Below are 26,000 nucleotides of genomic sequence, written 5' to 3' on the forward strand. Positions count from 1 at the left end.
AAAATACTAAAAACATGAAAAAAATCATTTACGGAGTAAGCTTTTGTTTGCTAGCTACTTTTAATTTATTTGCACAGCAAGATACGTATCAACCAAAAAAAACGAATTTTTTTAGCGATGTGCAGTTTGGTGGTGGATTGGGCGTGGGCTTTGGCAGTGGTTTTACCAATATTGCAGTTTCGCCTATGGCTTTAAAACCAATTACAGAACAATTTTCGGCTGGTTTGGGATTACAGTTTAATTATTTGCGTTCGAAAGGTTTTTACGAAAGTACTTCTTACGGTGCGAATATTCTGGGAATTTATAGTCCGGCAGAAATGATTCAGCTTTCAGCAGAGTTAGAACAGTTGCGTGTAAATAATACGCTGTGGCAAGATTTCGGCGGATCTAGCAAAATAGCTCAAAACTTTTGGAACACCGCTTTGTTTTTAGGTGCCGGTTACACGACTCAAAATGTTACTGTTGGTGTGCGCTACAATATTTTGTATAATGAAAATGATTTGGTTTACAACCAAGCTTGGATGCCTTTTATAAGAGTGTTCTTCTAGATAAAAAAAATCTGAAACGTAAATGTTTCAGATTTTTTATTTATACTTTTCTGCTCATTAAAGCCAAGGCAAATCCTTTTAATTCTTTTTTGAAATGTTCTGGAATTTCTAAGGTTTCTAATTGCAACAAAGCTTTTTGGGTATATGTTTCAATTAACTGCTGCGTATCAGTGGTTGCTTGTGTTTTTTCAAACAAATCCTTAACGGCTGCTATCTTTTCTTGGCTACCTTCTTTATCTGTAAACCACTTTAAAAGCTGTTCTTTTTGCTCATCTGTTCCGTTTTCAAGCGCTTTCAGATACAAATAGGTTTTTTTGTTTTCTAAAATATCACCACCGATTTGCTTGCCAAAAGTGGCAGTATCGCCAAAAGCATCTAAATAATCATCTTGTAGCTGAAAAGCAATTCCCAAGTCGCGACCAAAATTATAAATCGCTCTTTTATTACTATCTGAAGATTTTGCTACAATAGCTCCCATTTCTAATGCAGCTCCCACCAAAACAGCTGTTTTGTATTCTATCATTTTGATATACTCAGAAATACTAACATTGTTCCGGGTTTCAAAATTAATATCTAATTGCTGCCCTTCACAAACTTGTAAAGCCGTTTTGCTAAAAAGTTTTGCTAAGTCTTTAAAAATAGGCGGTGGATAGTTTTCAAAATATTGATAAGCCAAAATCAACATGGCATCTCCTGATAAAATCCCGGTGTTTAAGTCCCATTTTTCATGCACGGTTTCCTTTCCTCGTCGCAACGGAGCATCATCCATAATATCATCGTGTATCAACGAAAAATTGTGAAACATTTCTATCGCAATTGCCGCATGAATGGCATCTTTTGGAGCAGCTCCGAAAATCTCTGCAGAGAAAAGGGTAAGTATTGGTCGCAAGCGCTTACCGCCCAAATTGGCAATATAGGCTATAGGCTCATAAAGCTCTTTAGGTTCTTTGCTAAAGTTTACTTGGTTGATATATTCGGCAACAGTGTTTTTATAATCAATGAAATTATTCATATAGTGGATCAACTTCGATTCGCGCTTACAAATGTAAACTAATTAATCTACTAAATAAAATTTTTTAAAAAACTTTGGAAACTTTTTTTGTACTTAAAGTTTCCTTTCTATCTTTGCCAAAATTTTTTTGAACGAATGAAAGAGACTGTATTAAAAAAATCTTTAGAATTATTCACCAAAAACGGCTTTAAATCGGTCACTATGGATGATATTGCTAAGGAGTTGGGAATATCAAAAAAAACAATTTACCAACATTTTTCATCTAAAAATGATTTGGTAAAAGCAACGGTAGATTATGTGTTTGAATCGGCTACAAACAGAATGAATAGCATTGCAGGAAATTGCGAAACGCCCATTCATGAACATTTTGCCATGAAAAACTGCATTGCCGATTTGTTTGGCGGAAACGTAAAAGCAAGCACCATTTATCAATTTAACAAATATTACCCAAAACTGGCAGAACGCATCCAAAAAAAGAAACATGAAAACTATGATTTCACGATTTTGAGAAACCTGCGCGATGGTGTGGCACAAGGGTATTACCGAAATGATATTGATATTGATTTTGTTGGAAAAATCTTTTTTGCGAGTTCTACCGCATTTTTTAACGATGAAATGTTTATAAACCTGCAAAGCACACAATCTATAGACGAGCTAAACTACAAGTTTTTAGAATACCACATAAGGGGAATTGCAACCCCAAAAGGATTAGAAATATTAGAACAATTATTACAAAAATCATAAATACAAATGAAATATAAAGTTTCGATTTTATTAGCGTTTTTAGGTTTCTTTGCCCAAGCACAAGAACAATTAACGCTTAAAGATGCGGTTAATTATGCTTTGCAAAATAAGGCCGAAGCCGTGAAAGCCCGTTTAGACGTGGAAAACAGCGAATACCAGATCGATGAAGTTCGGGCAAGTGCTTTACCGCAGATTAGTGCAAACGGCGGCTTAACCTACAATGCCATTATTCAAAAAAGTGCTGTTCCAGGAGAATTTTTTGGGCAAGGCGATGGAATTGTAATGATTCCTTTTGGATTGCCTTGGCAAACAAATGCTGCAGTATCTCTGAATCAGCAATTATTTAACCAAGCCGTTTTTACGGGTTTAAAAGCTGCAAAAACTACCAGAGAGTTTTATAAAATAAACGCGCAATTAACCGAAGAACAGGTTATTGAAAAGGTGGCCAACAGTTATTTCGAAGCATATAAAACCGATTCGCAGATAAAAACTATTGATAAAACTATTGCCAACACTACCCGCGTGCGCGATGTTATTAAAAGTTTGTTTGATAATGGTTTGGCAAAAAAAATTGATTTAGACCGCACAGAGGTTGCTTTGAACAATTTAAAAGGAACCCGCCAGCAACTTGTAAATGCCTTGCAATTGCAAGAAAATGCGTTGAAATACTTAATTGGTATGGATATGAATCAGGATATTGAATTGCCAAACAACACCTTCGAGGTGACAAAACACGCTTTGGTGGACGAATCTGTAACGATTGAAAACAGAACTGAAATTCAATTATTAGAAAAACAAACCGAATTATTAACACTAAACAAAAAAGCAATTGAAGCACAAGGCTATCCAAGTTTAAGCATTAATGCTACTTATGGTTATTTAGGTTTTGGTGAAAAACTACCTTGGTTTCAAACGCTTCCAAATGCAGCTTGGTCTAACTTTTCATCGATTGGTTTAAATTTAAACATTCCTATTTTTAATGGTGGATCTGTAAAAGCAAAAGTAAAACAAGCACAGGTTGCCCTTGATCGTTTAGAAGCAGACAAGCGCGATGTTCGTTTAGGACTGGATATGTCTTTAAAAAACGCAATAACACAGTTAAACAATTCTTTAATCACACTCAACATTCAAAAAGAAAATGTGAATTTGGCTAAAGAAGTTTTAGACAATATAGAAAACAACTACAAATTTGGATTGGCAACTTTAACCGATTTGTTAGACGCAGAAACGCAATATGCCGATGCACAAAACAATCACACCAACGCTTTACTAGATTATAAGGTTGCCGAAATTCAACTAATTAAAGCAAAAGGAGCATTAAAATCATTAACAGAAGAATAAAACTAATTGCATTTAAACATGAAAAAAGTCATTATAACAGGAGTAATAATAATTGCCGCTTTAGCAGGAATTATGTACGTTTTAAATAATCACAAAGAATCAAACGAAGCACAAACCGCTGTTGTTGCAGAAAAAAATAATGCGGTAACAGTACGTGTTGAAACAGCCGATTTTAAAGAAGTAAACGGTGAATACATTGCAAACGGCGTTTTTGTTCCTAAACAAGAAGTAAAAATTTCTACCGAAGTACCGGGCAGAGTAACACGCGTTTTGGTTTCTGAAGGATCTCGCGTTAGTGCCGGACAAACATTAGCGGTTATTAAAGCAGACCAACAAAACGTAAACCTTAGCAATGCACAAGCGGTTTACAACAATGCAAAAGCAGAAGTTGCACGCTTTGAAAGTGCTTATGCAACAGGCGGTGTTACCAAACAACAGTTAGACCAAATGAAACTGCAATTGGTAAACGCTAAAAACAATTTGCAAAGCGCACAACTTAATGCAGGCGATGTAAACATTAAAGCATCCTTTTCTGGTATTGTAAACAAAAAAAGCGTAGAGCCAGGTTTTTATGCCAATCCGGGCGTAGAATTGTTTGAAATCGTAAATGTATCTACCTTAAAATTAAAAGTAAATGTAGATGAAAAAAATATTGCCTCTTTAAAATTAGGTCAAAGCTATAAAGTGGAATCGCCAGTTGTGGCAGATAAAGAATTCACAGGGAAAATTACATTCATTGCTCCAAAGGCAGATGCCAGCTTAAATTTCCCGGTAGAATTAGAGATTCAAAACAATGCTGCCAACGATTTAAAAGCGGGTATGTATGGGAATGCCTATTTTGGAAACAGCCAAATGGCCAATGTGTTAATTATACCTAGAAATGCTTTTGTGGGTTCTGTGAGTTCTAATAAAGTATTTGTTTACAAAGACGGAAAAGCCGTTTTAACCACAGTTGTTGCCGGAAGAACTTTCGGTGAATCTATCGAAGTGGTATCAGGAATTGAAAAAGGCACACAAGTAATCACATCCGGACAAATAAATTTAGCCGACGGAACGGCCGTAAAAGTCATTAAATAAATGAGCTGTAAGCTGTCTGCTATAAGTACCTTGCTTATTGCCCAAAGCTTATCGCCTAAAAAGCAAAAATATCAATGAAAATATCTGAAATATCAATAAAAAGACCCAGTGTAATCATCGTGATGTTCATGTTATTACTTTTGGGTGGAATTGGCTCCTACTTAAGTTTAGGTTATGAGTTGATCCCGAAATTCGACGTGAATGTAATCACCGTTCAAACCATTTATCCAGGTGCAGCTCCGTCTGAAGTTGAAACATCGGTTACCAAAGTGATAGAAGATGCGGTTTCTTCGCTTGAAAATGTAAAGAAAATTGAATCAAAATCAATGGAAAGTGTTTCGGTGGTGATGATTACCCTAAACACTGGTGCCGACGTAAACTTTTTGCTTACCGATGCACAAAGAAAAATTAATGCGGTGGTAAACGATTTGCCCGATGATGCTGAAACACCAGCTTTGAGCAAATTCTCGTTAGACGATGTTCCCATTATGAACCTTTCGGTGACATCAAACCTCACCGAAAAAGAATTGTATGATTTATTAGACCAAAAAATTCAACCGGTTTTTGCACGTACAACCGGTGTGGCAAAAGTAGATTTGGTTGGTGGTGAAGAACGAGAAATACAAGTAAGCATCAATCCAGAAAAACTGGCAGGTTATGGGTTAACTATTAGTCAAGTGCAGCAAATTTTGGCGGCATCGAACATGGATTTCCCAACCGGAAATATCAAAACGCGCAATAATCAAACCACCATTCGTTTGTCTGGTAAGTTCACTTCATTAGAACAAATGCGCAATTTACCGCTCACCACGCCAACCGGAACCATGATTCGCTTAAGCGACATTGCCGATGTGCAAGATGGTATTAAAGATGTGGAAAAAATTGCACGTATCAATCAAACCAACACCATTTTAATGCAGGTTTACAAACAATCTGATGCAAATGCTGTGGAAGTATCTGATTTGGTAAAGAAAACTATTGAAACTGTTCAAACCGATTATAAAGAACAAAATGTTAACATATTAATTGCTTCCGATTCTACGGATTATACCATTAGTGCAGCAGACCACGTAATGCTCGATTTAGGAATTGCAGTAGCATTGGTAGCTTTTATCATGTTGTTTTTCTTACACAGTTTGCGCGATGCCGCTATTGCAACATTCGCCATTCCGCTGTCGTTAATTGCAACGTTTATTGGTTTAAAATTATTTGGATATACTTTAAACTTAATGTCGCTCTTAGGATTGTCGTTAGTGGTAGGTATTTTGGTGGATGATGCCATTGTGGTTATCGAAAACATTCACCGCCACATGGAAATGGGAAAAAACAAAGTACGCGCAGCATTTGATGGTACTAAAGAAATCGGATTCACGGTTACAGCCATCACGTTGGTTATTGTGGTTGTATTCCTACCAATTGCGATGAGTAGCGGTTTAGTATCCGATATTTTACGTCAATTTTGTGTTACAGTAGTTATCGCCACCTTATTGTCGTTGTTGGTTTCGTTTACCGTTGTGCCGTGGTTGTATTCTCGTTTCGGAAAATTATCACACATCAGCAAAAATTCGCTTTTTGGTAGAATTTTGCACGGATTTGAAGCCGGATTAACCAAATTAACCAACGGAATATCAGGTATTTTGGAATGGTCGTTAAAACATTGGTTCAATAAATTAATTACTTTGCTAATAACTTTGGCTCTTTTTGTAGGATCAATATTACTTCTTTTTACAGGATACATCGGTGGAAGTTTCTTCCCTGGAAACGATAAAGAAGAATTGTTTTTACAGTTTGAATTACCAAAAGATGCATCAATCGAGCAAACCAATTTACTTACCCAAAAAGCAGAGGCGTATCTTTCTAAAAAACCAGAAATAGAAAAAATGATTACTACCGTTGGGCAAGCTTCAGACGGTATGATGACAACTTCTGGTACCAAATATAAATCGGAAATACAAATTTATCTGCAAGACGGTCACAAGAAAAAAGAACCAACAAAGGTTTATGCTGCCAAATTAAAACGAGAAATGGAGCGTGAATTGGTTGGTGTAAAAGTGAAAACCGTTGAAGTGGGCATCATGGGTGCCGAACAAGCGCCGTTAATGCTTACCGTAATTGCATCGAACCAAAAAGATGCATTAGAATATGCTGAAAAAGCAGCCGACTTATTACGAAAAATCCCAGGTTCAAACGAAGTACGTTTAACTTCTGAAGACGGAAACCCTGAAGTTGTGGTGAAATTAGATCGCGATAAAATGAATGCTTTAGGCTTAAACGTAGCCACAGTGGGTATGACCATGCAGACTGCTTTTGCCGGAAATACCGATACCAAATACCGTGCAGGTGACACCGAATATGACATTAACATTCGATACGATGAAATAGGTCGCGGTACTATGGAAGATGTAAAAAGCTTAAAATTCATTAATCAACAAGGACAAACCATTCAGTTGGAACAATTTGCAGATATCAGCTATGGATCTGGTCCCACATTATTAGAACGTCGCGATAAATCGCCAGCAGTATCTGTTCAAGCGCAAGTTGTTGGTAAATCGGAAGGTGATATAGCAACAGAATGGGAAGAACAATTTTCTAAATTGAAATTGAAACCAGGGGTTGCTTTCAAATGGGGTGGTAACAAAGAAAACCAAGACGAAGGTTTTGGTACATTAGGTATCGCTTTATTAGCTTCGATTTTATTGGTATATGCAGTTATGGTGATTTTGTATGATAGTTTCTCTAAACCATTTATCATCTTATTCTCTATCCCACTTTCTTTTATTGGTGCTTTATTATTCTTAGCGCTAACCAACGAAACCCTAAACATCTTTACCATTTTAGGTATTATCATGTTGATTGGTTTGGTGGCGAAAAACGCTATTATGTTGGTAGATTTTGCTAACCATAAAAAAGAATTGGGCTACAGTACTTATGATGCTTTAGTGGCAGCAAATCATGCCCGCTTCCGTCCTATTCTTATGACAACGATTGCAATGGTTATTGGTATGATGCCGATTGCATTGGCACAAGGCGACGGGTCTGATTTTAACCGAGGTTTGGCTATTGTAATTATTGGTGGATTGATTTCGTCTTTATTCCTTACCTTAATTATTGTACCGGTGGTGTATGCTATTTTTGATGGAATCGGAAGAAGATTAAGAAGAGGTCCGAAAACAGATTACGCTGAATTAATGGAAGCAGATTATGAAGCAAATGAAAATTATGTGGACGAATTTGGCGAAAAACAAAGCTAGTTAGTTTGTTAATTATATAGAAAAAGCCGGCTCAGAATTAAATTTTGAGCCGGCTTTTTTTTTTATTTCAAACTCTTTATAAAATCAGCATTAACTTTAAAAAAATCATCGACTAAAATACTGGCACCTTCTAAATTTTGAAGTTTTGAGTTTTCACTGTTGTATCCCAAACAATAAATTCCGGCAGCGCAAGCCGCTTTTACACCATTTGTACTGTCTTCTATAACAATACATTCTTCTTTTTTATTTTTAGATAAAGACGCTGCATGTATAAAAATAGTAGGGTCGGGTTTTGATTTCACAAAATCTTCCCCACTCACTTTATGAGAAAAATAATCGTTCAAGTTAAATCGATTAAAAACTCGGCTAATCGTACTTTTAGAAGCCGATGAAGCCAAAATCAGCTCCACATCACTTGCGTGCAAATCTTTGATTAAGTTTTCAACTCCGGCAATTAGTTCCAAATCGGGCTTTGTATCAAACGCATCATTAAAAAGTGAACGTTTGCGTTGTATTAAATCTTCCACTTCCTGATCCAAGCCAAATTGATCTTTCAATTTTTGAAAAACATTTCGTGTAGAATTCCCCGTAAAAGTAGCATATAATTCTTCAGAAACATCAATTCCTAACTCTTCAAAATGCTTAAAGTAAGCATATTTATGCACAGGTTCTGTATCAACAATCACCCCGTCCATATCAAAAATAACGGTTTTAACCATATAATAAATATTTATGCAAATTTACGCAAAGCTTATGTAAAAAAATTATTTCAGAACCAACATATAAATTGTAACTTTGTAGGCTTATTTTTCAAATAAAAAAATGCGTTTACATAGAAATTTGGTTTTTGCTGTAATTGATTCACTTTTAAGCATATTTAACGATGGTGAATATGCCGATAAAGAAGTAGCAAAAGCTTTGAAAAGAGATCCTCGTTGGGGTGCAAAAGACCGCAAGTTTGTTGCTGAAACCATATACGAAATTGTTCGTTGGAAAAGATTATACACAGAAATTGCCGAGGTAAAAGAACCTTTTACCCGTGATGATATTTGGCGCACTTTTGCTGTTTGGGCAGTTTTACGTGGGATTACATTACCTGATTGGAAATATTTTGAAAATACACCGGTTCGAAGAATAAAAGGAAAATTCGATGAGCTTTCTAAAATCAGAAAATACCGTGAATCGATTCCTGATTGGATGGATGAATTGGGTGTTAAAGAATTGGGCGAAGAAGTTTGGACTAAAGAACTAGCCGCACAAAACCAACAAGCGCATGTGGTTTTACGAGTGAATACCTTAAAAACCAATAAGCAAAAACTCCGTGCACAATTAATGGATTTGGATATTGAAACGGAATTTAACGATAAATATCCCGATGCTTTAATTTTAAAAGAACGTGCAAATGTTTTTATGACACCGCTTTTTAAGGAAGGATTTTTTGAGGTGCAGGATGCATCTTCGCAAAAAGTGGTTCCTTTCCTAGATGTGCAACCAGGAATGCGAGTGGTTGATACCTGTGCGGGTGCGGGTGGAAAAACACTGCACATTGCTGCTAAAATGGAAAATAAAGGGCAAATCATTGCTATGGATTTATACGAAAGCAAACAAAAGCAGTTAAAAATTCGTGCCAAGCGAAACGGTGTTTTTAATGTGGAATATCGTATTATAGATTCAACCAAAGTAATAAAAAAATTACACGATAAAGCAGACCGTGTACTGATTGATGCCCCTTGTTCGGGCTTGGGCGTTTTAAAACGCAACCCAGATAGCAAATGGAAATTGCAACCAGAATTTATCGAAAATATTAAAAAAACACAGCAAGAAGTTTTAGAAAATTACAGTAAAATGGTAAAAGTGGGCGGAAAATTGGTTTATGCCACTTGTTCTATTCTTCCTTCTGAAAATGAAAAACAAATAAACCATTTTCTAAAAACCGAATTTGGTCAGAACTTTAAATTTATTAAAGATGAAAAAGTATTGGCATCGCAAACTGGTTTTGATGGTTTCTATATGTGTTTAATGGAACGTGTTAAATAATTAAAAATATGAAAAAAATTACCTCATTTATTGTAACTGTTTGTTGTTCATTTACAATTTTTGCGCAGGCACCAGCAAATTATTACAATAGTGCTACTGGAACAGGATACGCTTTAAAATCGCAATTAAAAACAATTATTTCTGCAAATCATATTGATTTAACTTACGGTGGCTTATGGGATTTATACAGTGATAGCGATATTAAAAATGGCTTTCGCGATAAATATTATGAGAACGACAATACCATTTTAGATATTTATTCTGAAAAACCCGTTGCTACTGACCCTTATACTTACACCGTTATTATGGATCAATGTGGAAATTACAAAAGCGAAGGCGATTGTTACAATCGCGAACACTTAATTCCACAATCATATTTCGATCAAAACAGCCCGATGAGAACCGACGCTTTTCACGTTTGGCCAACCGATGGAAAAGTTAATGGAGAACGTGGAAACTTACCTTTTGGAAAAGTTGGTTCTACAAGTTATACCTCACTAAATGGAACAAAACGAGGCACAAGTGCTGTAACAGGTTATTCAGGAACGGTTGTGGAGCCAATTGACGAATTCAAGGGAGATATTGCACGTGCTTACTTTTATTTTGCTACTCGATATGAGGACTTTATGGATGATTTTTATACTGACCACCCAAATGCTGAAATACGTGCTATGTTTGACGGATCTACTAATAAAGTGTTTAGTAATAACTTTTTAGACATGTTATATCAATGGCATTTGCAAGATCCGGTGAGCATGCGCGAAACAAACTTAAACGATTTTATTTATAGCGAGCAAGGAAATAGAAATCCGTATATAGATAATCCACAATATGTAACTGCTGTTTGGTTTCCTAATTTATTAAGTAACCCTCAAGCAGAATTGGTTGAATTTAACGTGTACCCAAATCCAGCACCTAAAAATACCATTTATATCTCTACAAAAGAAAAAATTGATACGATTACTATTTACAGTTTAGAAGGTAAGCTTATTAAGAAATTCTCCAATCCACAATTTCACGATGAAGTTTTTACTATCAACTATATAAAATCGGGAACGTATATCATTAAATTAAAAGCCGGAAAAAACATCACCGACAAAAAAGTTATTGTAAAATAGATATTGATATTTACTCAAAAAAACTTTTCTTAAATAAACATCCCCCAAATAGCTAAATGCTTTTTGGGGGATGTTTGTTTAAATAAAATATGTTTGGCAATAAAATGATTTTCAAAATTGCATTTGTAAAATTGTGTGATTACACTTGCTATTATTAGCTTAAAAACTGCATAATTATGTTACAAATAAACAAAATCTTTCTATTAAAGTCATATAACGTTCTTACAGAGTTAGTTTTAACTCAAATTGATCTAAAAATTCATGTTGAGCTAATTCTACTAACAAAAGTATATTATTTCTTAAAATACCTACTACAAAAAAAATCCGAGTAAAAAACTCGGATTAAATATTGTTATTAAGGGCAATCATTTTTAAAGCAGCTACTGCAGCTTCTGTCCCTTTGTTTCCGTGGATTCCTCCGCTTCTGTCGATAGATTGTTGCTCATTATTATCTGTTAGTACACAGAAAATCGTTGGCACATCGTAGATTAAATTTAAATCTTTAATACCTTGTGTTACGCCTTCACAAACAAAGTCAAAATGTTTTGTTTCGCCTTGTATCACGCAACCAATGGCAATAATGGCATCAAATTCTTCTAGCTGGTGCATTTTTTTGCTTCCAAAAATCAATTCAAAACTTCCCGGAACGTTCCAGCGCACAATATTTTCGGGTTTTGCACCACAATCAATCAATACATCATACGCACCTTGAAACAAACCGTTGGTTATTTTATCGTTCCATTCTGAAACCACCAAACCAATTTTCAACTCTGTTGCATCAATTAAATCGGCTTTGTTGTATTCTGAAAGATTTTTATTTGCTGTTGCCATAATTATTGTGCCATTCCTAAATAAACATCAATATTTGCAGCTTCAACAGAGCTTTTGTAATTGTCTTTAATGTTTGTAAACAATTTCAAAGCTTCGTCTTTTTTACCTAATTCAATAGCCATTAAACCTGCTTTGTAAGCGTAACGTGGCGTTGTAAAATCGTTTGTTGTATGTTCTGATGCTTTTTTGTAGAAATCAAAAGCGTCTTGTGGTTGGTTTAAATCGGCAAATGCGTCGCCAATTGCTCCTAACGACATTGCTTTTAAAAACATATCTTTCGAATTGAATTGCTCTAAATGCGCAATTGCTTCTTTATTTTTACCCATATTCAAATAAGCCGTACCCGCATAATAATGTGCTAAGTTAGCTGCATTGGTTCCGCTGTATGTTTCTGCAATGTTTAAAAAGCCCATTTTTCCTTCACCGCCATTCAAAGCTAAATTGAACAATGAATCTGCCGATTGGCCATTCAATGCTTGCTCATAAAACTGTTGTGCTTGGAACATTTCATTGGCTGCTTCTTCTTCTTTTGGTTCCATAATAAAATTTTGGTAACCCAAATATCCTACCGCAAGCAATGCCAATCCACCAATTGCATAAAGTATTTTTGATTGGTTTAGTGTAAACCAAGAACCTACTTTATTAGCTGTTGAATCTAACGAATTAAAAACCTCTGCCGTATCACTGGTATCATTCAACACTGCTTCGTGCACATTTTCTTCTTTCTCAGCCTTTGGTTTTTCTGGTTTATAACCTCTTTTATTATATGTTGCCATAATTTCGTAAGAATTTTAATCTGGGCAAAAATAGGATTTTTATCTAAATTTAAAAGTCTATTTGTGAGATATTTTTCAGAAATTTGCATTTTCATTCAATAACTAAAACTGCTTTTGTGAATTTAGAGCATATACATATTCTTAATTTTAAAAATATTTCTGAAAAAACCCTTCAATTTACCAAGAAAATCAATTGTTTCGTGGGAAAAAATGGTCAGGGAAAAACCAACTTGCTCGATGCTATTTATTATTTGGCATTTGGAAAAAGCTATTTTAACCCAATTGCGCTACAAAATATTAAGCACCATGAAGATTTTTTTGTGGTAGAAGGAACTTTTAAGAAAAACGACAAGCAGGAACAAATTGTTTGTAGTTTAAAAAAAGGTCAGAAAAAGGTATTGAAACGCAACGGAAAAATCTATGAAAAATTTGCCGATCATGTGGGATTGATTCCAATGGTGATGATTTCACCCAGTGACCAAGACTTGATTTCGGAAGGCAGCGAAACCCGCAGGAAATTCATTGATTTGGTGATTTCACAACAAAACAGTCCGTATTTACAACAATTGATTCAATACCAAAAAATTGTTTCGCAACGCAACGCATTATTGAAATATTTTGCTTTAAACCGCGTTTTTGAAACGGATACCTTGACTATTTACAACGAACAACTGCATGATCTAGGAACGGAAATTCACAAGAAACGAAGTGAATTTATTGAAGAGTTTAATCCTATTTTTCAAAAATACCACCAACAGATTACTGGAAACAGTGAATCGGTAAAAATTAAGTACGAAAGTCAGTTACACGAAAAACCTTTGATAGCGCTTTTCGATGATTTTTTACAGAAAGATCGGGTGTTGCAATACACATCGGTAGGAATTCATAAAGACGATTTACTGTTTGAAATAAACGGTCATCCCATTAAAAAATACGGCTCGCAAGGTCAGCAAAAGTCTTTATTAATTGCATTAAAACTAGCGCAATTTGATTTCATAAAAAAGCAAAGCGGTGTACTGCCAATTTTATTGTTCGATGATATTTTTGATAAATTAGATGCCGATCGCGTGCAACAAATCATTGAAATGGTAAACAATGCCACCTTTGGTCAGTTGTTTATTACCGATACGCATGAAGATCGAACGGAACTTATTGTAAAATCGACCAATTTAGATTACGAAATTTTTAAAATATCTTCTTAAAACAAAAAGCCTTTCGTTTATTTGTATAAATTTTCAGTTATGCAGTTCCATCAATCTTTAAAAACATACAACACCTTTGGTATCGATGTCCAAGCCTCTGCGTTTGTTAACATTACATCGGTAGATCAACTAAAACAAGTTATTCGCGAAAACAACAACAAACTGCCTTTATTTATTTTAAGTGGAGGCAGCAATATGTTGCTCACCAAAAATGTGGATGCTTTGGTTTTAAACATTAATAATAAAGGAATAAAAGTGGTGAACGAAGATGCAGATTTTGTTTGGATAGAAGCACAAGCAGGCGAAATTTGGCACGAATTTGTACTGCACACACTTGCTGAAAACTTAGGCGGATTGGAAAATTTATCGCTCATTCCCGGAAAAGTAGGCTCCTCTCCTATTCAAAACATTGGTGCATATGGCGTGGAAATTAAAGATACTTTTCACAGCTTAACTGCTTTGAATCTGGAAACTTTGGAAACAGCAACTTTTTCTGCTACCGATTGCGAATTTGGATACCGTGAAAGCGTTTTTAAAAACAAACTGAAAGACCAATACATTATTACATCGGTTACTTTTAAACTAAAAAAAGCACCACACATACTGCATACCTCATACGGAGCCATTCAACAGGAATTGGAGCTTATGAACGTATCAAACCCAACCATTAAAGATGTGAGCAATGCAGTAATTGCCATTCGTCAATCAAAATTACCCGACCCAAAAGAAATAGGCAATAGTGGCAGTTTCTTTAAAAATCCGATTATTGGCAAAAGTATGTATCAATCTTTAGTTGAAAAAAATCCAGATATTCCGCATTATCCAGTAAATGATTTGCAAGTAAAAGTGCCGGCAGGCTGGCTTATTGAACAAGCCGGTTTAAAAGGCTACCGCAAAGGCGATGCAGGCGTACATGCGAAACAAGCTTTGGTTTTGGTGAATTACGGCAATGCAACGGGTGAAGAATTGATTAATCTGGCTAAATACGTGCAAGCAACTGTTTTAGAAAAATTTGGTATTGAAATCAGTCCAGAAGTGAATATTATTTAATTTTTAAACTTGTAGGAAGTTCACATTTAAAGTATTTTTGCAGCTATTTAAAACATCCTATGGCATTAACATTACTTTATATTTTAGCAGGTTTATTTATTTTTTTACTAATCTACTATTTAGGGATTTTTTCAGGTTCGGTTTTTTCTAAACCACATGAAAATAATGCAAAGCGCATACCTATTTCGGTAATTGTATATGCTAAAAACCACGCGGAAGAATTGCGGAATTTATTGCCCGTGCTCCTCAATCAAAACTACCATCAATTTGAATTGGTTCTGGTAAACAATGCTTCTACCGATGACACCTTGCACTTGATGAAAGAATATGCCTTAATGTATCCAAATATTCGGGTGGTTGATGTTTTGAACAATGAAGCCTTCTGGGGCAACAAAAAATACGCCACTACATTGGGCATAAAAGCCAGTAAATATGAATATTTAGTGTGTATTGATGCCGATAAAAAAATACATTCAAACAACTGGTTGGTGCAGTTAACCTCGCATTTCACATTGAACAAAACCATGGTATTAGGAACTTTTTCTTATATTAAAAAGAAAGGATTGTTCAACAAATGGTTCCGTTTTTTTCATACCATGCAACATCTACAAGCGGCTGCCCATACCAAAATAAGTGCGCCTTATAGTTTAAATCTGCAACAAATCGCCTTTAAAAAAGAAGATTTTTACCGCGTAAACGGTTTTATTTCGCACATGCAAAAACCACTGTTCATGAACGAACATTTGGTAAACGATGCAGCCACTTCTAAAAACACCATCATGTGCGAACATCCCGAAGCAATGATTGCTGTGGCACCCATGAACCGAAAAGAATTCAATATTTTTAAAAATCAACAAATTAAACTTTTAACATCTTTCAAAGGCAGTACTTCTTTTAAAATAAAGCTTTTCAACTTGTTGCAATTTTTATTTGTTGCCACAGCTTTGGTTTCCTTTGCCACACTAAGTTTTTGGTATATTACACTGGGAATTGTATTGCTGCGCATGGTTATTTTATGGGTTATTTTTGCAAAAGCAGCTAAAAAATTAAAATATACCGATTTGGCATTTTACTTTCCTTTGTTCGATATGTTTTATATCTTTATACAAATTCAATTGTTTTTAGGTAATTTATTCCGTAAATCTAATTCGTAAATTGGCATTGAAACCCAAACAAGAAACCGAAATATTGATCGAAAATGCAAAAATGGGAAGCCAAAAAGCTTTCACCACTTTGCTTGATATTTATTGGACAGAAGTATATCATTTTATACTGAAAAGAACAGAAAATGAAACCGACGCCGAAGACATTACCATTGAAACTTTTGCCAAAGCGTTTGATAAAATCACTTCGTATAAACCTGAATTTCAGTTTAATACATGGCTAATCACAATTGCCAAAAATGTACATATCGATTTAATACGAAAGCGAAAATCCAATCAGTTTATTAATTTGAATGAAGAAGAAGCGCTTTTGTTTGATATTTTAGAAGATGATGATTCTTTGGAAGACCAATTGATTTACGAACAAAATTTGGCTACTTTAAAGCATTGTATCAAACAATTGAAACCGCATTATCAACAGATTATTCAGTTACGCTATTTTCAGGAACGTACTTACAACGAAATTGCCGAAATAATCAACGAGCCTTTAAACAATGTAAAAATTAAGATTTTGCGTGCCAAAAAATTGTTGACCGAATTGATTAAAAAACAAAACGAGTAATTTTAAAACGACACTATTTGACCTTTTATTGAACTATTTTTGAACTATTAAATCAACAAAAATGAGAAAAATAATTTTAGATTTAGCGGTTAGTTTAGACGGTTATATTGAAGGATCAAACGGAGAAATTGATTGGTGTATCATGGATGATGATATGGATTTCGATGGGTTTCTTTCTAATATTGATACTATTTTTTATGGCAGAGTAAGTTATGATTCATGGGGAAATTATCAACCTGACAATAAAGCGGATGTTTCTGAAAAAGCCTTTTGGCAAAATATTCATTCTAAAAAGAAATATGTTTTTTCAGGCGAAATCAGAAATGATGAACATGCTACTTTTATAAATTCTGACATTGCCGATAAAGTTGCCGAAATTAAAAATCAATCGGGAAAAAACATTTGGCTTTACGGTGGTGCAAGTCTTATTCAAACTTTTATCCAATTAAATCTGATTGATGTTTACAGAATTTCGGTTCATCCCATTGCATTGGGAACAGGCAAACCCTTATTTGAAAATCTTACAAACCGATTGAATTTAAAACTTATCCAAACCAACTCGTTTAAATCGGGCGTTGTGCAATTGATCTACGAACCTTTAAAAGACTAAATATGGTTGAATTATTCAAAGCGCATTTAGATAAATTTGTTTCTGTAACCAATGTTGAATTCTCGGAAATAATTTCTTTTTTTGAATTGCGAACCGTACGTAAAAAGGAAAATCTTTTGGAAGAAGGACAAATCTGCAAAGAACATTTTTTTGTTTTGAAGGGAATTTTACGCAAATTTTACATCAACGAAAAAGGATCTGAACAAACTACCGAATTTGCCATTGAAAACTGGTGGATGACAGACAACATGGCTTACGAACATCAATCACAAACCGAATTTTACATTCAGGCAGTTGAAAAAACAGAACTTTTAATCATCACTCAAAAAAATCAGGAATTACTTTTAAGTCAGTTTCCACAATTGGAACGTTACTTTCGGTTTGTATATCAACGTGCTTATGCGGCTGCACAAATGCGTATAAAGTACATTTTTTCGCTTGCTAAAGATGAATTTTACTTTCAGCTTGTAAAGAAGCATCCCGAGTTCGTTCAACGTGTTCCACAATATCTTATTGCATCGTTTTTAGGTTTTACTCCCGAATATTTAAGCGAAATCCGCAAGAAAAATCTTTCTTAAACCAGTTTAAGTTTTTGCAGCGAAGTGTTTCTCAAATTTGTATCAGATAAAAATTAAGAAATCATGACAAAACGTATTAACATCAGCAAAGTAGCACCACAGGCTTATAAAGCAATGATGGGATTAGAAATGTATCTTGCTAACGTAGAAATTTCAAAATCATTAAAAGAATTAATTAAAATTCGAACATCGCAGATAAACAATTGTGCTTATTGTATTGATATGCACACAAAAGATGCACTGAAAAACGGCGAAACCAACCAACGTATTTTTTTATTGAGTGCATGGAAAGAAGCGAAATCGTTTTTTACTGAAGAAGAACAAGCGGTTTTGGTAATGACCGAAGAAATCACCATGATCAGTCAAAATGGTTTAAGCGAAGAAGCTTATGTAAACGCTTCAAAATTCTTTAGCGAAAATCAGATTGCAGAAATTATCATGGTAATTATAACCATTAACGCATGGAACCGAATTGCAGTGAGTACGCATTTACAGGTTGGTGAGTTTTAATAACAATTGGATGTATTAACTTTGATTAAGCTGAACTTGTTTAACTTCGCTCTGTCGCAAGCTCGAGTCAGCTTCTCATACTGTTTGAAAAATAAAAATGAGATTCCGAATTTGATTCGGAATCTCATTTTAAATAATGTTCTATTTCAATAAAACTTGTTTTAATTCCTCTAAACTAACATTTTGTTGTTCACTGGAATTTAAGTTTTTCAAACCAAAAATATTTTGCTGCATTTCGGTTTCGCCCACAATCACGGCGTATTTAATTCCTTTTTTCTCGGCAAACTGAAACTGTTTTGCCATTTTGGTTTTATCAGGATACAATTCCGCATTGATTCCTGCTTCGCGCAAACCACGAATCACTTTTAAGCAGTATTTAGCTTCGTTATCGCCAAAATTCAAGAACAACACATCGGTCACGTTTGAAACCGTCTCTGGAAAAACATTTAATTCTTCAATAACCAGATAAATTCTATCCAATCCAAACGAAATACCAACACCGCTCATGTTTTTCAAACCAAAAATTCCTGTTAAATCATCATAACGACCACCGCCTCCTATTGAGCCCAACTTCACGTTTTCTGGTGCAGCTACTTCAAAAATAGCTCCGGTGTAATAATTCAATCCGCGCGCCAACGTAACATCTAAATTCAATGTAGCCGATTTTAAACCTAATTCTTCCACGGTTTCGCAGATAAACGTCAACTCGTCAACACCTTTAGTTCCTTCAACAGATGATGACAATAATTCGCGTAATTGCTTCAATTTTTCCGTTAACGATCCATTAAAATTGAATAACGGCTGTACTTTAACCAACGCTTCTTCTGAAATTCCTTTTGCCAGCATTTCTGCTTTCACGCCGTCTTCACCAATTTTATCCAATTTATCCAAAGCCACGGTGAAATCAATCAACTTGTCGCTTGCGCCAATAACTTCAGCAATGCCCGACAATATTTTTCTATTGTTGATTTTAATAGTGACACCTTCAACTCTTAAATCACTAAAAACAGCATCGTATAATTGAACTAACTCCACTTCTTGCCACAATGATGTAGATCCAACCACATCGGCATCGCACTGATAAAACTCACGGTAACGCCCCTTTTGCGGACGATCGGCACGCCAAACCGGCTGAATTTGATAGCGTTTAAAAGGAAACTCCAACTCATTTTGGTGTTGCACCACGAAACGTGCAAACGGAACGGTTAAATCATAACGCAACGCTTTTTCGGATATTTGGGAGGTTATTTTTAAGCTGTTTTTTGTGTGAAGAAATTCCTCATTTGTTTTCGCTAAAAAATCGCCCGAATTTAAAATCTTAAAAATTAAACGGTCGCCTTCTTCCCCGTATTTCCCCATTAAAGTCTCAGAATTTTCAAACGAAGGCGTTTCTATTGGTTGAAAACCGCTGCGTTCAAAATGCTTTTTTATAACCGACATGATGTATTGACGCTTTGCTACTTCGATCGGAGAAAAATCTCTTGTTCCTTTTGGAATACTTGGTTTTTGTGCCATTTTAATTTTTATTTATGCAAATATAAACTGAAAAGTCTAAAGTTTAAAAGACTAAAGTCGTAAAGTCTGAATATAAACTAATAAGCTTTCATCATTCGGTCGTTCTGAATAAAATCTTTTTTTAGTTCAATGGTTTTAAAATATGCCGAAACCATTTCTAGCATTTCATTTCCTAAATACTGATTGATTTCAAAAAACAACATTCCGTTTTCAGTTAAACTTTTGTATGCCAATTGGCTAATTTTTCGATAAAAAACCAACGGATCGTTATCATCTACAAACAATGCCAAATGCGGTTCGTGTTGCAAAACGTTTTCGTTTATTTCTGCTTTTTCCAAGTTGCGAATATACGGCGGATTGGATATAATGATATCATAAGCATCCAATTGTTCTGTTTGCAAAATATCTTGTTGAATAAAAGTAACGTTCGCCTTTAGATTGATTGCATTTTGCTGCGCAATTTTTAAAGCTTCAACCGAAATATCTATTGCAAAAACCTCAGCCAACGGAAATTCCTTTTTAATAGTAATCGGAATACAGCCCGTTCCGGTGCCAATATCCAACACACGCCAGTTTTTCTGCGGTTGTTTTTTCATTTCGGTTAAAACCCAATCCACCAATTCTTCGGTTTCTGGACGAGGAATCAATGTTGCGGGCGAAACCTTAAAATCGAATCCAAAAAAATTGGCTTGCTGCGTAATGTATTGTATGGGCTCGTTATCTTGCAAACGATTAAAAACTTCGTCTATTTTTTGCTGATTTTCAATCAAAACCGATTCATTTCCATTTAAAACCACATCGGCTTTGTTATAATTCAACACAAATTCCATAGTCATGTAAAACAAATTCAATCGCTCTGTTTCGTCATAAAAAGCAGGAAGTTGGTTTAGAAATCGTTTTTTATAATCGTTTACTGTCATCTTTTCTTAATTTTGTAAAAAAAATTGCCATGCACACACACGAACAATTTATGTACCGCGCTTTGTTTATTGCACAAAAAGGTTTGTCCGCCGCCATGCCCAATCCGTCGGTTGGTGCGGTAATTGTTCACAAAGATACAATTATTGGCGAAGGTTCAACGAGTGCTTTTGGCGGATCTCATGCCGAAGTAAACGCAATAAATTCGGTTAAAAACAAAGAGCTGTTAAAAGAAAGCACTCTTTATGTGACGCTAGAACCTTGTAGTCATTACGGAAAAACGCCGCCTTGTGCTGATTTGATCGTGAAAATGCAAATTCCAAATGTGGTGATTGGGTGTGTAGATCCATATACCGAAGTTGCCGGTAAAGGCATCGAAAAACTGAAAAATGCCGGTGTACAAGTTATTGTTGGCGTTTTAGAAAAGGAATGTATCGCCAGTAACCAACGTTTTTTTACGTTTATTCAGAAAAAAAGACCTTACATTATTTTGAAATGGGCAGCATCGGCAGATGGATTTATTGCTCCGACTGAAAAAAACGGACAAAAACCCGTTTGGATTTCGAACAATTATTCTCGGCAACTAACGCACAAATGGCGAAGTGAAGAAATGGCTATTTTGGTGGGAACAAAAACGGTTTTAGACGATAATCCATCATTAACAACGCGAGATTTTGTTGGAAAAAATCCTGTTAGAATTTACATTGATGCGAATCATAAAATCGATACTTCGTTTGCAATTACAAATTCAGCAAGTAAAACGATTTGTTTGTGTGCGGAATTTCCTTTGAAACCAGTTGATCAAATCATTTATAAAAAAATTGATTTTACTGATTTACCTGCCGAAGTCAATAGAATTTGTGTGGAAGAAAATATTCAATCAATCATTATTGAAGGCGGATCGCACACTTTACAACAGTTTATTGATGCAGAATTGTGGGACGAAGCCCGAGTTTTTAAAAGCGATGTAATTTTAAAAGATGGCATAAAAGCGGTTGAATTAAATAATACTGTTGCAGTATCTCAACAAAAAATCCAAAACAATATCTTAACGTATTACAAAAACCAAAATAATGACTGATACTTACAAAACAATAGAAAAACCAAGCGACGAAGTGTTGTTTAAAGAAAAAAACAGCAAGTTTTTCGGTTATGCTTTTCCTGTTCAGTCAGAAAATGAGGTTAAGGAAATTTTAGATCAACTTAAAAAACAACATTACACGGCAAGACATTGGTGTTACGCTTACCAAATTGGTACTAAAACAAAAAGTTATCGAGCCAATGACGATGGCGAACCCAACAACAGTGCGGGAATGCCTATTTACGGACAAATACAATCGTTTGATGTTACCAACGTGCTAGTAGTTGTGGTTCGGTATTTTGGTGGTGTGAAATTAGGTGTGGGCGGTTTAATTACAGCTTACAAAACCGGAGCACAAATGGCTTTAGAAGTTGCTGAAATTGTAGAAAAAACAATAAATACGCACTTTTTTATTCGGTTTGATTATAAAAACATGAACAAAGTAATGCGTGTTATTAAAGAAAAAAACCTGAATGTTGTAAATCAGGCTTTAGAATTGGATTGCTTGATTGAAATTTCGTGCAGACTCACTCAGAAAGAAGAAATTTTTAATGCTTTTCATCAAATTTTTGAAGTATCAATCATCGAAAAAGAAGATTAAGAGTTATGTATAAATAGATAACGTCACTTCGTGTAGCACAACGAAGTGAAGCGTATCGAGAAGTTCTCGACAAGCTCGAACTGACGAAACCCTTACATTATATAATACTAATCGTATTTAAAATTCAGCAACTGTTCCTCTACCAACATTCTAAATCCATCTGAATCTAATCGGGTACTTTCATTCATAAAATCCATCATGTGCAGCGCAAAGTAAGGAGCTTTATTTTTTGGAAGGCTATAATTTTCATATAAAAAATCAGGTGAATAAACTTTTAAAAACCGTTCCATTGACTGAATTTCACGCTCAACCGATAATGCTTTCTTATTCGTTTTTGCTCTCCCCGTAAGCTTATTTACAAAACCGTCCATTTTAATATTTCCCGTAGCCGAACTTTTGTCGTTGTAAGTTATTTGTCGGTCAATTTTCACGTTTCGTTCCGCCTTTGTAAGTTGTTTAGAAGTTCCAAGTCCTAATTTATTATTCATATTGGTGTATTCAATTTCCACTTCATCCAAAACCGTAGTTTCGGTTAATAAAATGTTGAGCGACTGCCTATCAATAATTTTTTGAGATATTTCAATAGTTTCAACCAAATTTTTGTTGATATAAAATGTTAAGCGATCATTTTGTTTTAATTGAAAGGTTTGATATACATTTTCGCCCATCTGCACAATTGGTTCGTTATTCAACTGAATAGCAATAACACTTTTCTGTGTAGGCTTGTACAAACGTGCTTTCACTTTAACAGGAACTTGTGCAAAAGTCACTGCCGACACAAAGAGAAACAGAATTAAAATTATTTTTTTCATACTTATTTATTTTTAGGAAATGTGTAATAGCAATCTTAAAAACTTTAGCTTTGAAAAATTTAAAGTCAAGTTAAGAAAACGAATTTAATTCATATATTCTAGCCTCTTAAATATAATTCAAAAAGTTGAATTAAACAAGAGTACATTTTCATTTACTTGCAGTTGATAGCTTTGTAAAATTTTTATTGATAATTGCTTCAAAAAGAATTGATAAAGAAAATAATAAGTGGCTATTTAATGGGTCTGTAAAAAGTTATGTAACAAATTTACAGCACGAACTATTATTTTAAACCCCGTTCACTATCCGTATTTGGCTATTAATTTATATAGCCTAAGGATAATTCAAAGATTTTAAAGCTATCATTACAAATTAAATTATCTATTTGTTTTGGTAATCGGTGTTTGTATTAAAAAAACTACCTCAATTTAAAATTATAAACAATGCTCCCTATCTGATTGTCGGGGGCAGATGATTTAGGTTCCCATTTGGTACGCATTGCAGCATCTTTTGCTATATTTTTTAAACAGCTTGAACTGTTTGTAGATCCTTTTACTCCGGGCAATGCACTGATTACATTTCCATTTCTGTCAACCGTAACGCGGACAACGATTGTTCCTGCTTCGTTGCAATTGTTTTGTGGGGCAGGTCTTGAGGTTGCTTTTCTGCCTGATAAGGAATAGCCGTGTCCGCCGCCTGTTCCGCTTCCCGAACCTGCTCCTACTCCCGTTCCGTTTCCTGTTCCGTGACCACCGCCTGTTCCGCCGCCAGAACCGCCATCGCCATAGTAGTTATTAGAATTTAACGACCCATCTCTTTTTCCTTTGTTTCCTGCAACGCCATCATTACCATCTCCACCCGATTTGTTCCCGTTTAAACTTGAAGCTGCATTTTTAACAAAGTCAGACACCTCTCGTTTTTTAGGTTGTTCTTTTGTGGGAGTAGTTGTTGTTTTGGTTTTTTCTTTGGTAGTTGTTTTTTTTGTAACGGTAAAATCGCGCACGTCTTTTGTGTTTTCTTGAGCTAAAATTTCTTCTTCAACTTCAGGTTCGCGAGCCGCTGCCGATTTTTTATTAGCATCGTTTACATTTAAAATTTCACTAGTAAAATCAGGTCCCATACCCAATTCGCTATCACCAAAGTTTATTTCAACTCCGCCACCGCCACCACCAGCTAATTCAGGTATAGCAACAGAATCGGCAAACCGAATGAATAGTAAAATCAACAGTAAAATACCAGCAACTGCGGTTGTGAATACCATTGATTTTTTTTCCTCTGAGGTAAAATGCATCATAATTACTTTTAAAAGCTAAAATTTCAGGTAAATATACATTATATTGTTTTTATTTTTAAACATTTATGCATAAAAAAAGCAAGTATTGCTACTTGCTTCCTTATAAATTATTTTTTTCGTTGCTTATACCAATTGTTTTAAAGCGGTTTCAAAAGCTGCTGCTGATATTCCGGTTGTAGATGGATTCAACGCATGTGCTTTTTCTAAAGCCTTTTTAATGATGTTTGATGTGTCTTCGAAAACCTTTGTATCGTTCATTTCAACTCTGCTTTCCATGAAATATGCAAAAACGCGTGCCATTCCGCAGTTTGAAATAAAATCTGGAATTAAACTAATTTTTGAATCAACATATTCCATAATTGGTCCAAAGAAAATTTCTTTATCTGCAAATGGTACGTTGGCTCCGCATGTAATCACTTCTAATCCAGTATTGATCATTGCATCAACTTGTTCTTTTGTAATTAAACGCGATGCTGCACAAGGCGCAAATACTTCAGCACCCATACTCCAGATTTTTTCATTAATTTCAGAAAAAGGAATCATGTTGTCTGCTATCAAAGTATTTCCGTTTTTGTTTAAGAATAAGGTTTTTATTTCTTCAAACGAATAGCCTTCCGGATTCATAATTCCGCCATCGCGGTCAATGATACCTACAACTTTTGCACCCATTTGTGCAAAATAGTAAGCAGCTGCTGCACCTACATTTCCAAAACCTTGAACAATTACTCTTTTTCCGGCCACATTTCCACCGTAAATATTATAGTAATGATTTACAGCTTCTGCAACACCATAACCAGTAATTAAATCGGCTACTTTTATTTTTTTCGATGCATCTGGAGTGTAATTTGTATCTACCACTTCCATTAAAACACCATGGCGCAATTGCCCAATTCTATTGATTTTTTCAGCTTCTGTGGGTTTAAAATGCCCGTTAAAAACACCTTCTTGCGGATGCCACAAACCGCAATCTTCCGTCATTGGGATTACTTCGTGAATTTCATCTACATTCAAATCGCCACCTGTTCCGTAATAATTTTTCAACAAAGGAAAAACCGCTTTGTACCAACGTTTTAAAACGCCTTCTTTACGTGGATCTGCAGGATCGAAATTAATACCCGATTTTGCACCACCGATAGCCGGACCGGCAACAGTAAATTTTACTTCCATAGTTTTTGCTAAAGACAAAACCTCGTTCATATCTAAACCTTTACGCATGCGTGTACCACCACCGGCAGCACCACCGCGCAATGAATTAATTACTGTCCATCCTTCTGCTTCGGTTTCGGCATCAGACCAATGAAAAACTACTTCTGGTTTTTTATCTTCGAATTTCTTTAATAAATCCTTCATTATATTGATTACTTTTTATTT

The 26,000-nt window shown here is 35.0% G+C and carries 25 protein-coding genes; 16 read left to right on the top strand and 9 right to left on the bottom strand.

Annotated elements, in window-relative coordinates; genetic code table 11:
* The first annotated feature begins 14 nt into the window (after nucleotides 1-14).
* Complete coding sequence (locus MG290_RS05180; RefSeq protein ID WP_264562805.1) at nucleotides 15-548, top strand: hypothetical protein; 534 nt, start codon at nucleotides 15-17, stop codon at nucleotides 546-548.
* Between the two features lie 40 nt (nucleotides 549-588).
* On the opposite strand, the gene MG290_RS05185 is transcribed toward MG290_RS05180, so the two are convergent.
* Complete coding sequence (locus MG290_RS05185) at nucleotides 589-1,560, bottom strand: polyprenyl synthetase family protein (protein ID WP_264562806.1); 972 nt, start codon at nucleotides 1,558-1,560, stop codon at nucleotides 589-591.
* A 135-nt stretch (nucleotides 1,561-1,695) separates the two neighbouring features.
* On the opposite strand from MG290_RS05185, the gene MG290_RS05190 reads away from it, so the two are divergent.
* The 4 genes from MG290_RS05190 (at nucleotide 1,696) to MG290_RS05205 (ending at nucleotide 7,973) form a co-directional block, all read left to right on the top strand.
* Nucleotides 1,696-2,304 carry a TetR/AcrR family transcriptional regulator gene (locus MG290_RS05190; protein ID WP_264562807.1) on the top strand — a complete coding sequence of 203 codons (609 nt, stop codon included), beginning with the start codon at nucleotides 1,696-1,698 and terminating at the stop codon, nucleotides 2,302-2,304.
* Nucleotides 2,305-2,310: 6 nt separating this feature from the next.
* Nucleotides 2,311-3,645 (top strand): TolC family protein, encoded by a 1,335-nt coding sequence (locus MG290_RS05195; RefSeq protein WP_264562808.1) that lies wholly within the window; start codon nucleotides 2,311-2,313, stop codon nucleotides 3,643-3,645.
* A gap of 18 nt (nucleotides 3,646-3,663) precedes the next feature.
* Nucleotides 3,664-4,722 (top strand): efflux RND transporter periplasmic adaptor subunit, encoded by a 1,059-nt coding sequence (locus MG290_RS05200; RefSeq protein ID WP_264562809.1) that lies wholly within the window; start codon nucleotides 3,664-3,666, stop codon nucleotides 4,720-4,722.
* Nucleotides 4,723-4,796: 74 nt separating this feature from the next.
* The gene (locus MG290_RS05205; RefSeq protein ID WP_264562810.1) at nucleotides 4,797-7,973 is read left to right on the top strand and encodes an efflux RND transporter permease subunit; all 3,177 of its coding nucleotides are present in this window, start codon (nucleotides 4,797-4,799) and stop codon (nucleotides 7,971-7,973) included.
* A gap of 62 nt (nucleotides 7,974-8,035) precedes the next feature.
* Here the strand turns inward: MG290_RS05205 and MG290_RS05210 are convergent, their stop codons facing one another.
* A complete protein-coding gene (locus tag MG290_RS05210; RefSeq protein WP_264562811.1) occupies nucleotides 8,036-8,692 on the bottom strand; it encodes an HAD family hydrolase in 657 nt (218 codons plus the stop codon).
* A 103-nt stretch (nucleotides 8,693-8,795) separates the two neighbouring features.
* On the opposite strand from MG290_RS05210, the gene MG290_RS05215 reads away from it, so the two are divergent.
* Together MG290_RS05215 and MG290_RS05220 are read left to right on the top strand one after the other, a co-directional pair.
* Nucleotides 8,796-10,010: an RsmB/NOP family class I SAM-dependent RNA methyltransferase gene (locus tag MG290_RS05215; RefSeq protein WP_264562812.1), complete on the top strand. Its 1,215-nt coding sequence runs from the start codon at nucleotides 8,796-8,798 to the stop codon at nucleotides 10,008-10,010.
* A gap of 8 nt (nucleotides 10,011-10,018) precedes the next feature.
* Entirely contained in the window at nucleotides 10,019-11,128 is a 1,110-nt protein-coding gene (locus MG290_RS05220) for an endonuclease (protein WP_264562813.1), read from the top strand.
* A 342-nt stretch (nucleotides 11,129-11,470) separates the two neighbouring features.
* Here MG290_RS05220 and ribH read toward each other — a convergent pair whose 3' ends face one another.
* Together ribH and MG290_RS05230 are read right to left on the bottom strand one after the other, a co-directional pair.
* Entirely contained in the window at nucleotides 11,471-11,959 is a 489-nt protein-coding gene (gene ribH, locus MG290_RS05225) for a 6,7-dimethyl-8-ribityllumazine synthase (protein WP_264562814.1), read from the bottom strand.
* 2 nt (nucleotides 11,960-11,961) lie between these two features.
* Nucleotides 11,962-12,735 (bottom strand): tetratricopeptide repeat protein, encoded by a 774-nt coding sequence (locus MG290_RS05230; RefSeq protein WP_264562815.1) that lies wholly within the window; start codon nucleotides 12,733-12,735, stop codon nucleotides 11,962-11,964.
* Between the two features lie 116 nt (nucleotides 12,736-12,851).
* Between MG290_RS05230 and recF the strand changes: the two genes are divergently transcribed.
* The 7 genes from recF to MG290_RS05265 all read left to right on the top strand — a co-directional run bounded on the left by recF (nucleotide 12,852) and on the right by MG290_RS05265 (nucleotide 18,410).
* A complete protein-coding gene (recF, locus tag MG290_RS05235; RefSeq protein ID WP_264562816.1) occupies nucleotides 12,852-13,937 on the top strand; it encodes a DNA replication/repair protein RecF in 1,086 nt (361 codons plus the stop codon).
* A gap of 39 nt (nucleotides 13,938-13,976) precedes the next feature.
* Nucleotides 13,977-14,987, top strand: a complete 1,011-nt coding sequence (gene murB / locus MG290_RS05240; RefSeq protein WP_264562817.1) for a UDP-N-acetylmuramate dehydrogenase — start codon at nucleotides 13,977-13,979, stop codon at nucleotides 14,985-14,987.
* A gap of 59 nt (nucleotides 14,988-15,046) precedes the next feature.
* Complete coding sequence (locus MG290_RS05245; RefSeq protein WP_264562818.1) at nucleotides 15,047-16,141, top strand: glycosyltransferase; 1,095 nt, start codon at nucleotides 15,047-15,049, stop codon at nucleotides 16,139-16,141.
* Nucleotides 16,142-16,193: 52 nt separating this feature from the next.
* Nucleotides 16,194-16,712 carry an RNA polymerase sigma factor gene (locus tag MG290_RS05250; protein ID WP_264563181.1) on the top strand — a complete coding sequence of 173 codons (519 nt, stop codon included), beginning with the start codon at nucleotides 16,194-16,196 and terminating at the stop codon, nucleotides 16,710-16,712.
* Nucleotides 16,713-16,773: 61 nt separating this feature from the next.
* A complete protein-coding gene (locus tag MG290_RS05255) occupies nucleotides 16,774-17,322 on the top strand; it encodes a dihydrofolate reductase family protein (RefSeq protein ID WP_264562819.1) in 549 nt (182 codons plus the stop codon).
* A gap of 2 nt (nucleotides 17,323-17,324) precedes the next feature.
* On the top strand, nucleotides 17,325-17,900 hold the full coding sequence (locus tag MG290_RS05260; protein WP_264562820.1) for a Crp/Fnr family transcriptional regulator: 576 nt from the start codon (nucleotides 17,325-17,327) through the stop codon (nucleotides 17,898-17,900).
* 63 nt (nucleotides 17,901-17,963) lie between these two features.
* On the top strand, nucleotides 17,964-18,410 hold the full coding sequence (locus MG290_RS05265; protein ID WP_264562821.1) for a carboxymuconolactone decarboxylase family protein: 447 nt from the start codon (nucleotides 17,964-17,966) through the stop codon (nucleotides 18,408-18,410).
* A gap of 141 nt (nucleotides 18,411-18,551) precedes the next feature.
* Here the strand turns inward: MG290_RS05265 and hisS are convergent, their stop codons facing one another.
* Nucleotides 18,552-19,925, bottom strand: a complete 1,374-nt coding sequence (hisS, locus tag MG290_RS05270) for a histidine--tRNA ligase (RefSeq protein ID WP_264562822.1) — start codon at nucleotides 19,923-19,925, stop codon at nucleotides 18,552-18,554.
* A 77-nt stretch (nucleotides 19,926-20,002) separates the two neighbouring features.
* Nucleotides 20,003-20,845, bottom strand: a complete 843-nt coding sequence (gene prmC, locus MG290_RS05275) for a peptide chain release factor N(5)-glutamine methyltransferase (protein ID WP_264562823.1) — start codon at nucleotides 20,843-20,845, stop codon at nucleotides 20,003-20,005.
* A 29-nt stretch (nucleotides 20,846-20,874) separates the two neighbouring features.
* Here prmC and ribD point away from each other — a divergent pair, with 29 nt between their 5' ends.
* Nucleotides 20,875-21,924, top strand: coding sequence for a bifunctional diaminohydroxyphosphoribosylaminopyrimidine deaminase/5-amino-6-(5-phosphoribosylamino)uracil reductase RibD (ribD, locus tag MG290_RS05280; protein ID WP_264562824.1), 1,050 nt, complete (start codon nucleotides 20,875-20,877; stop codon nucleotides 21,922-21,924).
* Nucleotides 21,917-22,525 carry an IMPACT family protein gene (locus MG290_RS05285; protein WP_264562825.1) on the top strand — a complete coding sequence of 203 codons (609 nt, stop codon included), beginning with the start codon at nucleotides 21,917-21,919 and terminating at the stop codon, nucleotides 22,523-22,525. Before ribD ends, MG290_RS05285 begins: the two co-directional genes overlap by 8 nt.
* Nucleotides 22,526-22,632: 107 nt before the next feature.
* On the opposite strand, the gene MG290_RS05290 is transcribed toward MG290_RS05285, so the two are convergent.
* The 3 genes from MG290_RS05290 to MG290_RS05300 all read right to left on the bottom strand — a co-directional run bounded on the left by MG290_RS05290 (nucleotide 22,633) and on the right by MG290_RS05300 (nucleotide 25,979).
* The gene (locus MG290_RS05290; protein ID WP_264562826.1) at nucleotides 22,633-23,337 is read right to left on the bottom strand and encodes a hypothetical protein; all 705 of its coding nucleotides are present in this window, start codon (nucleotides 23,335-23,337) and stop codon (nucleotides 22,633-22,635) included.
* 416 nt (nucleotides 23,338-23,753) lie between these two features.
* Nucleotides 23,754-24,629: an energy transducer TonB gene (locus tag MG290_RS05295; RefSeq protein WP_264562827.1), complete on the bottom strand. Its 876-nt coding sequence runs from the start codon at nucleotides 24,627-24,629 to the stop codon at nucleotides 23,754-23,756.
* Nucleotides 24,630-24,752: 123 nt separating this feature from the next.
* Entirely contained in the window at nucleotides 24,753-25,979 is a 1,227-nt protein-coding gene (locus MG290_RS05300) for a Glu/Leu/Phe/Val dehydrogenase dimerization domain-containing protein (RefSeq protein WP_264562828.1), read from the bottom strand.
* Nucleotides 25,980-26,000 lie beyond the last annotated feature (21 nt).

The sequence above is a fragment of the Flavobacterium sp. CBA20B-1 genome (assembly GCF_028473145.1).
Classification (GTDB): domain Bacteria; phylum Bacteroidota; class Bacteroidia; order Flavobacteriales; family Flavobacteriaceae; genus Flavobacterium.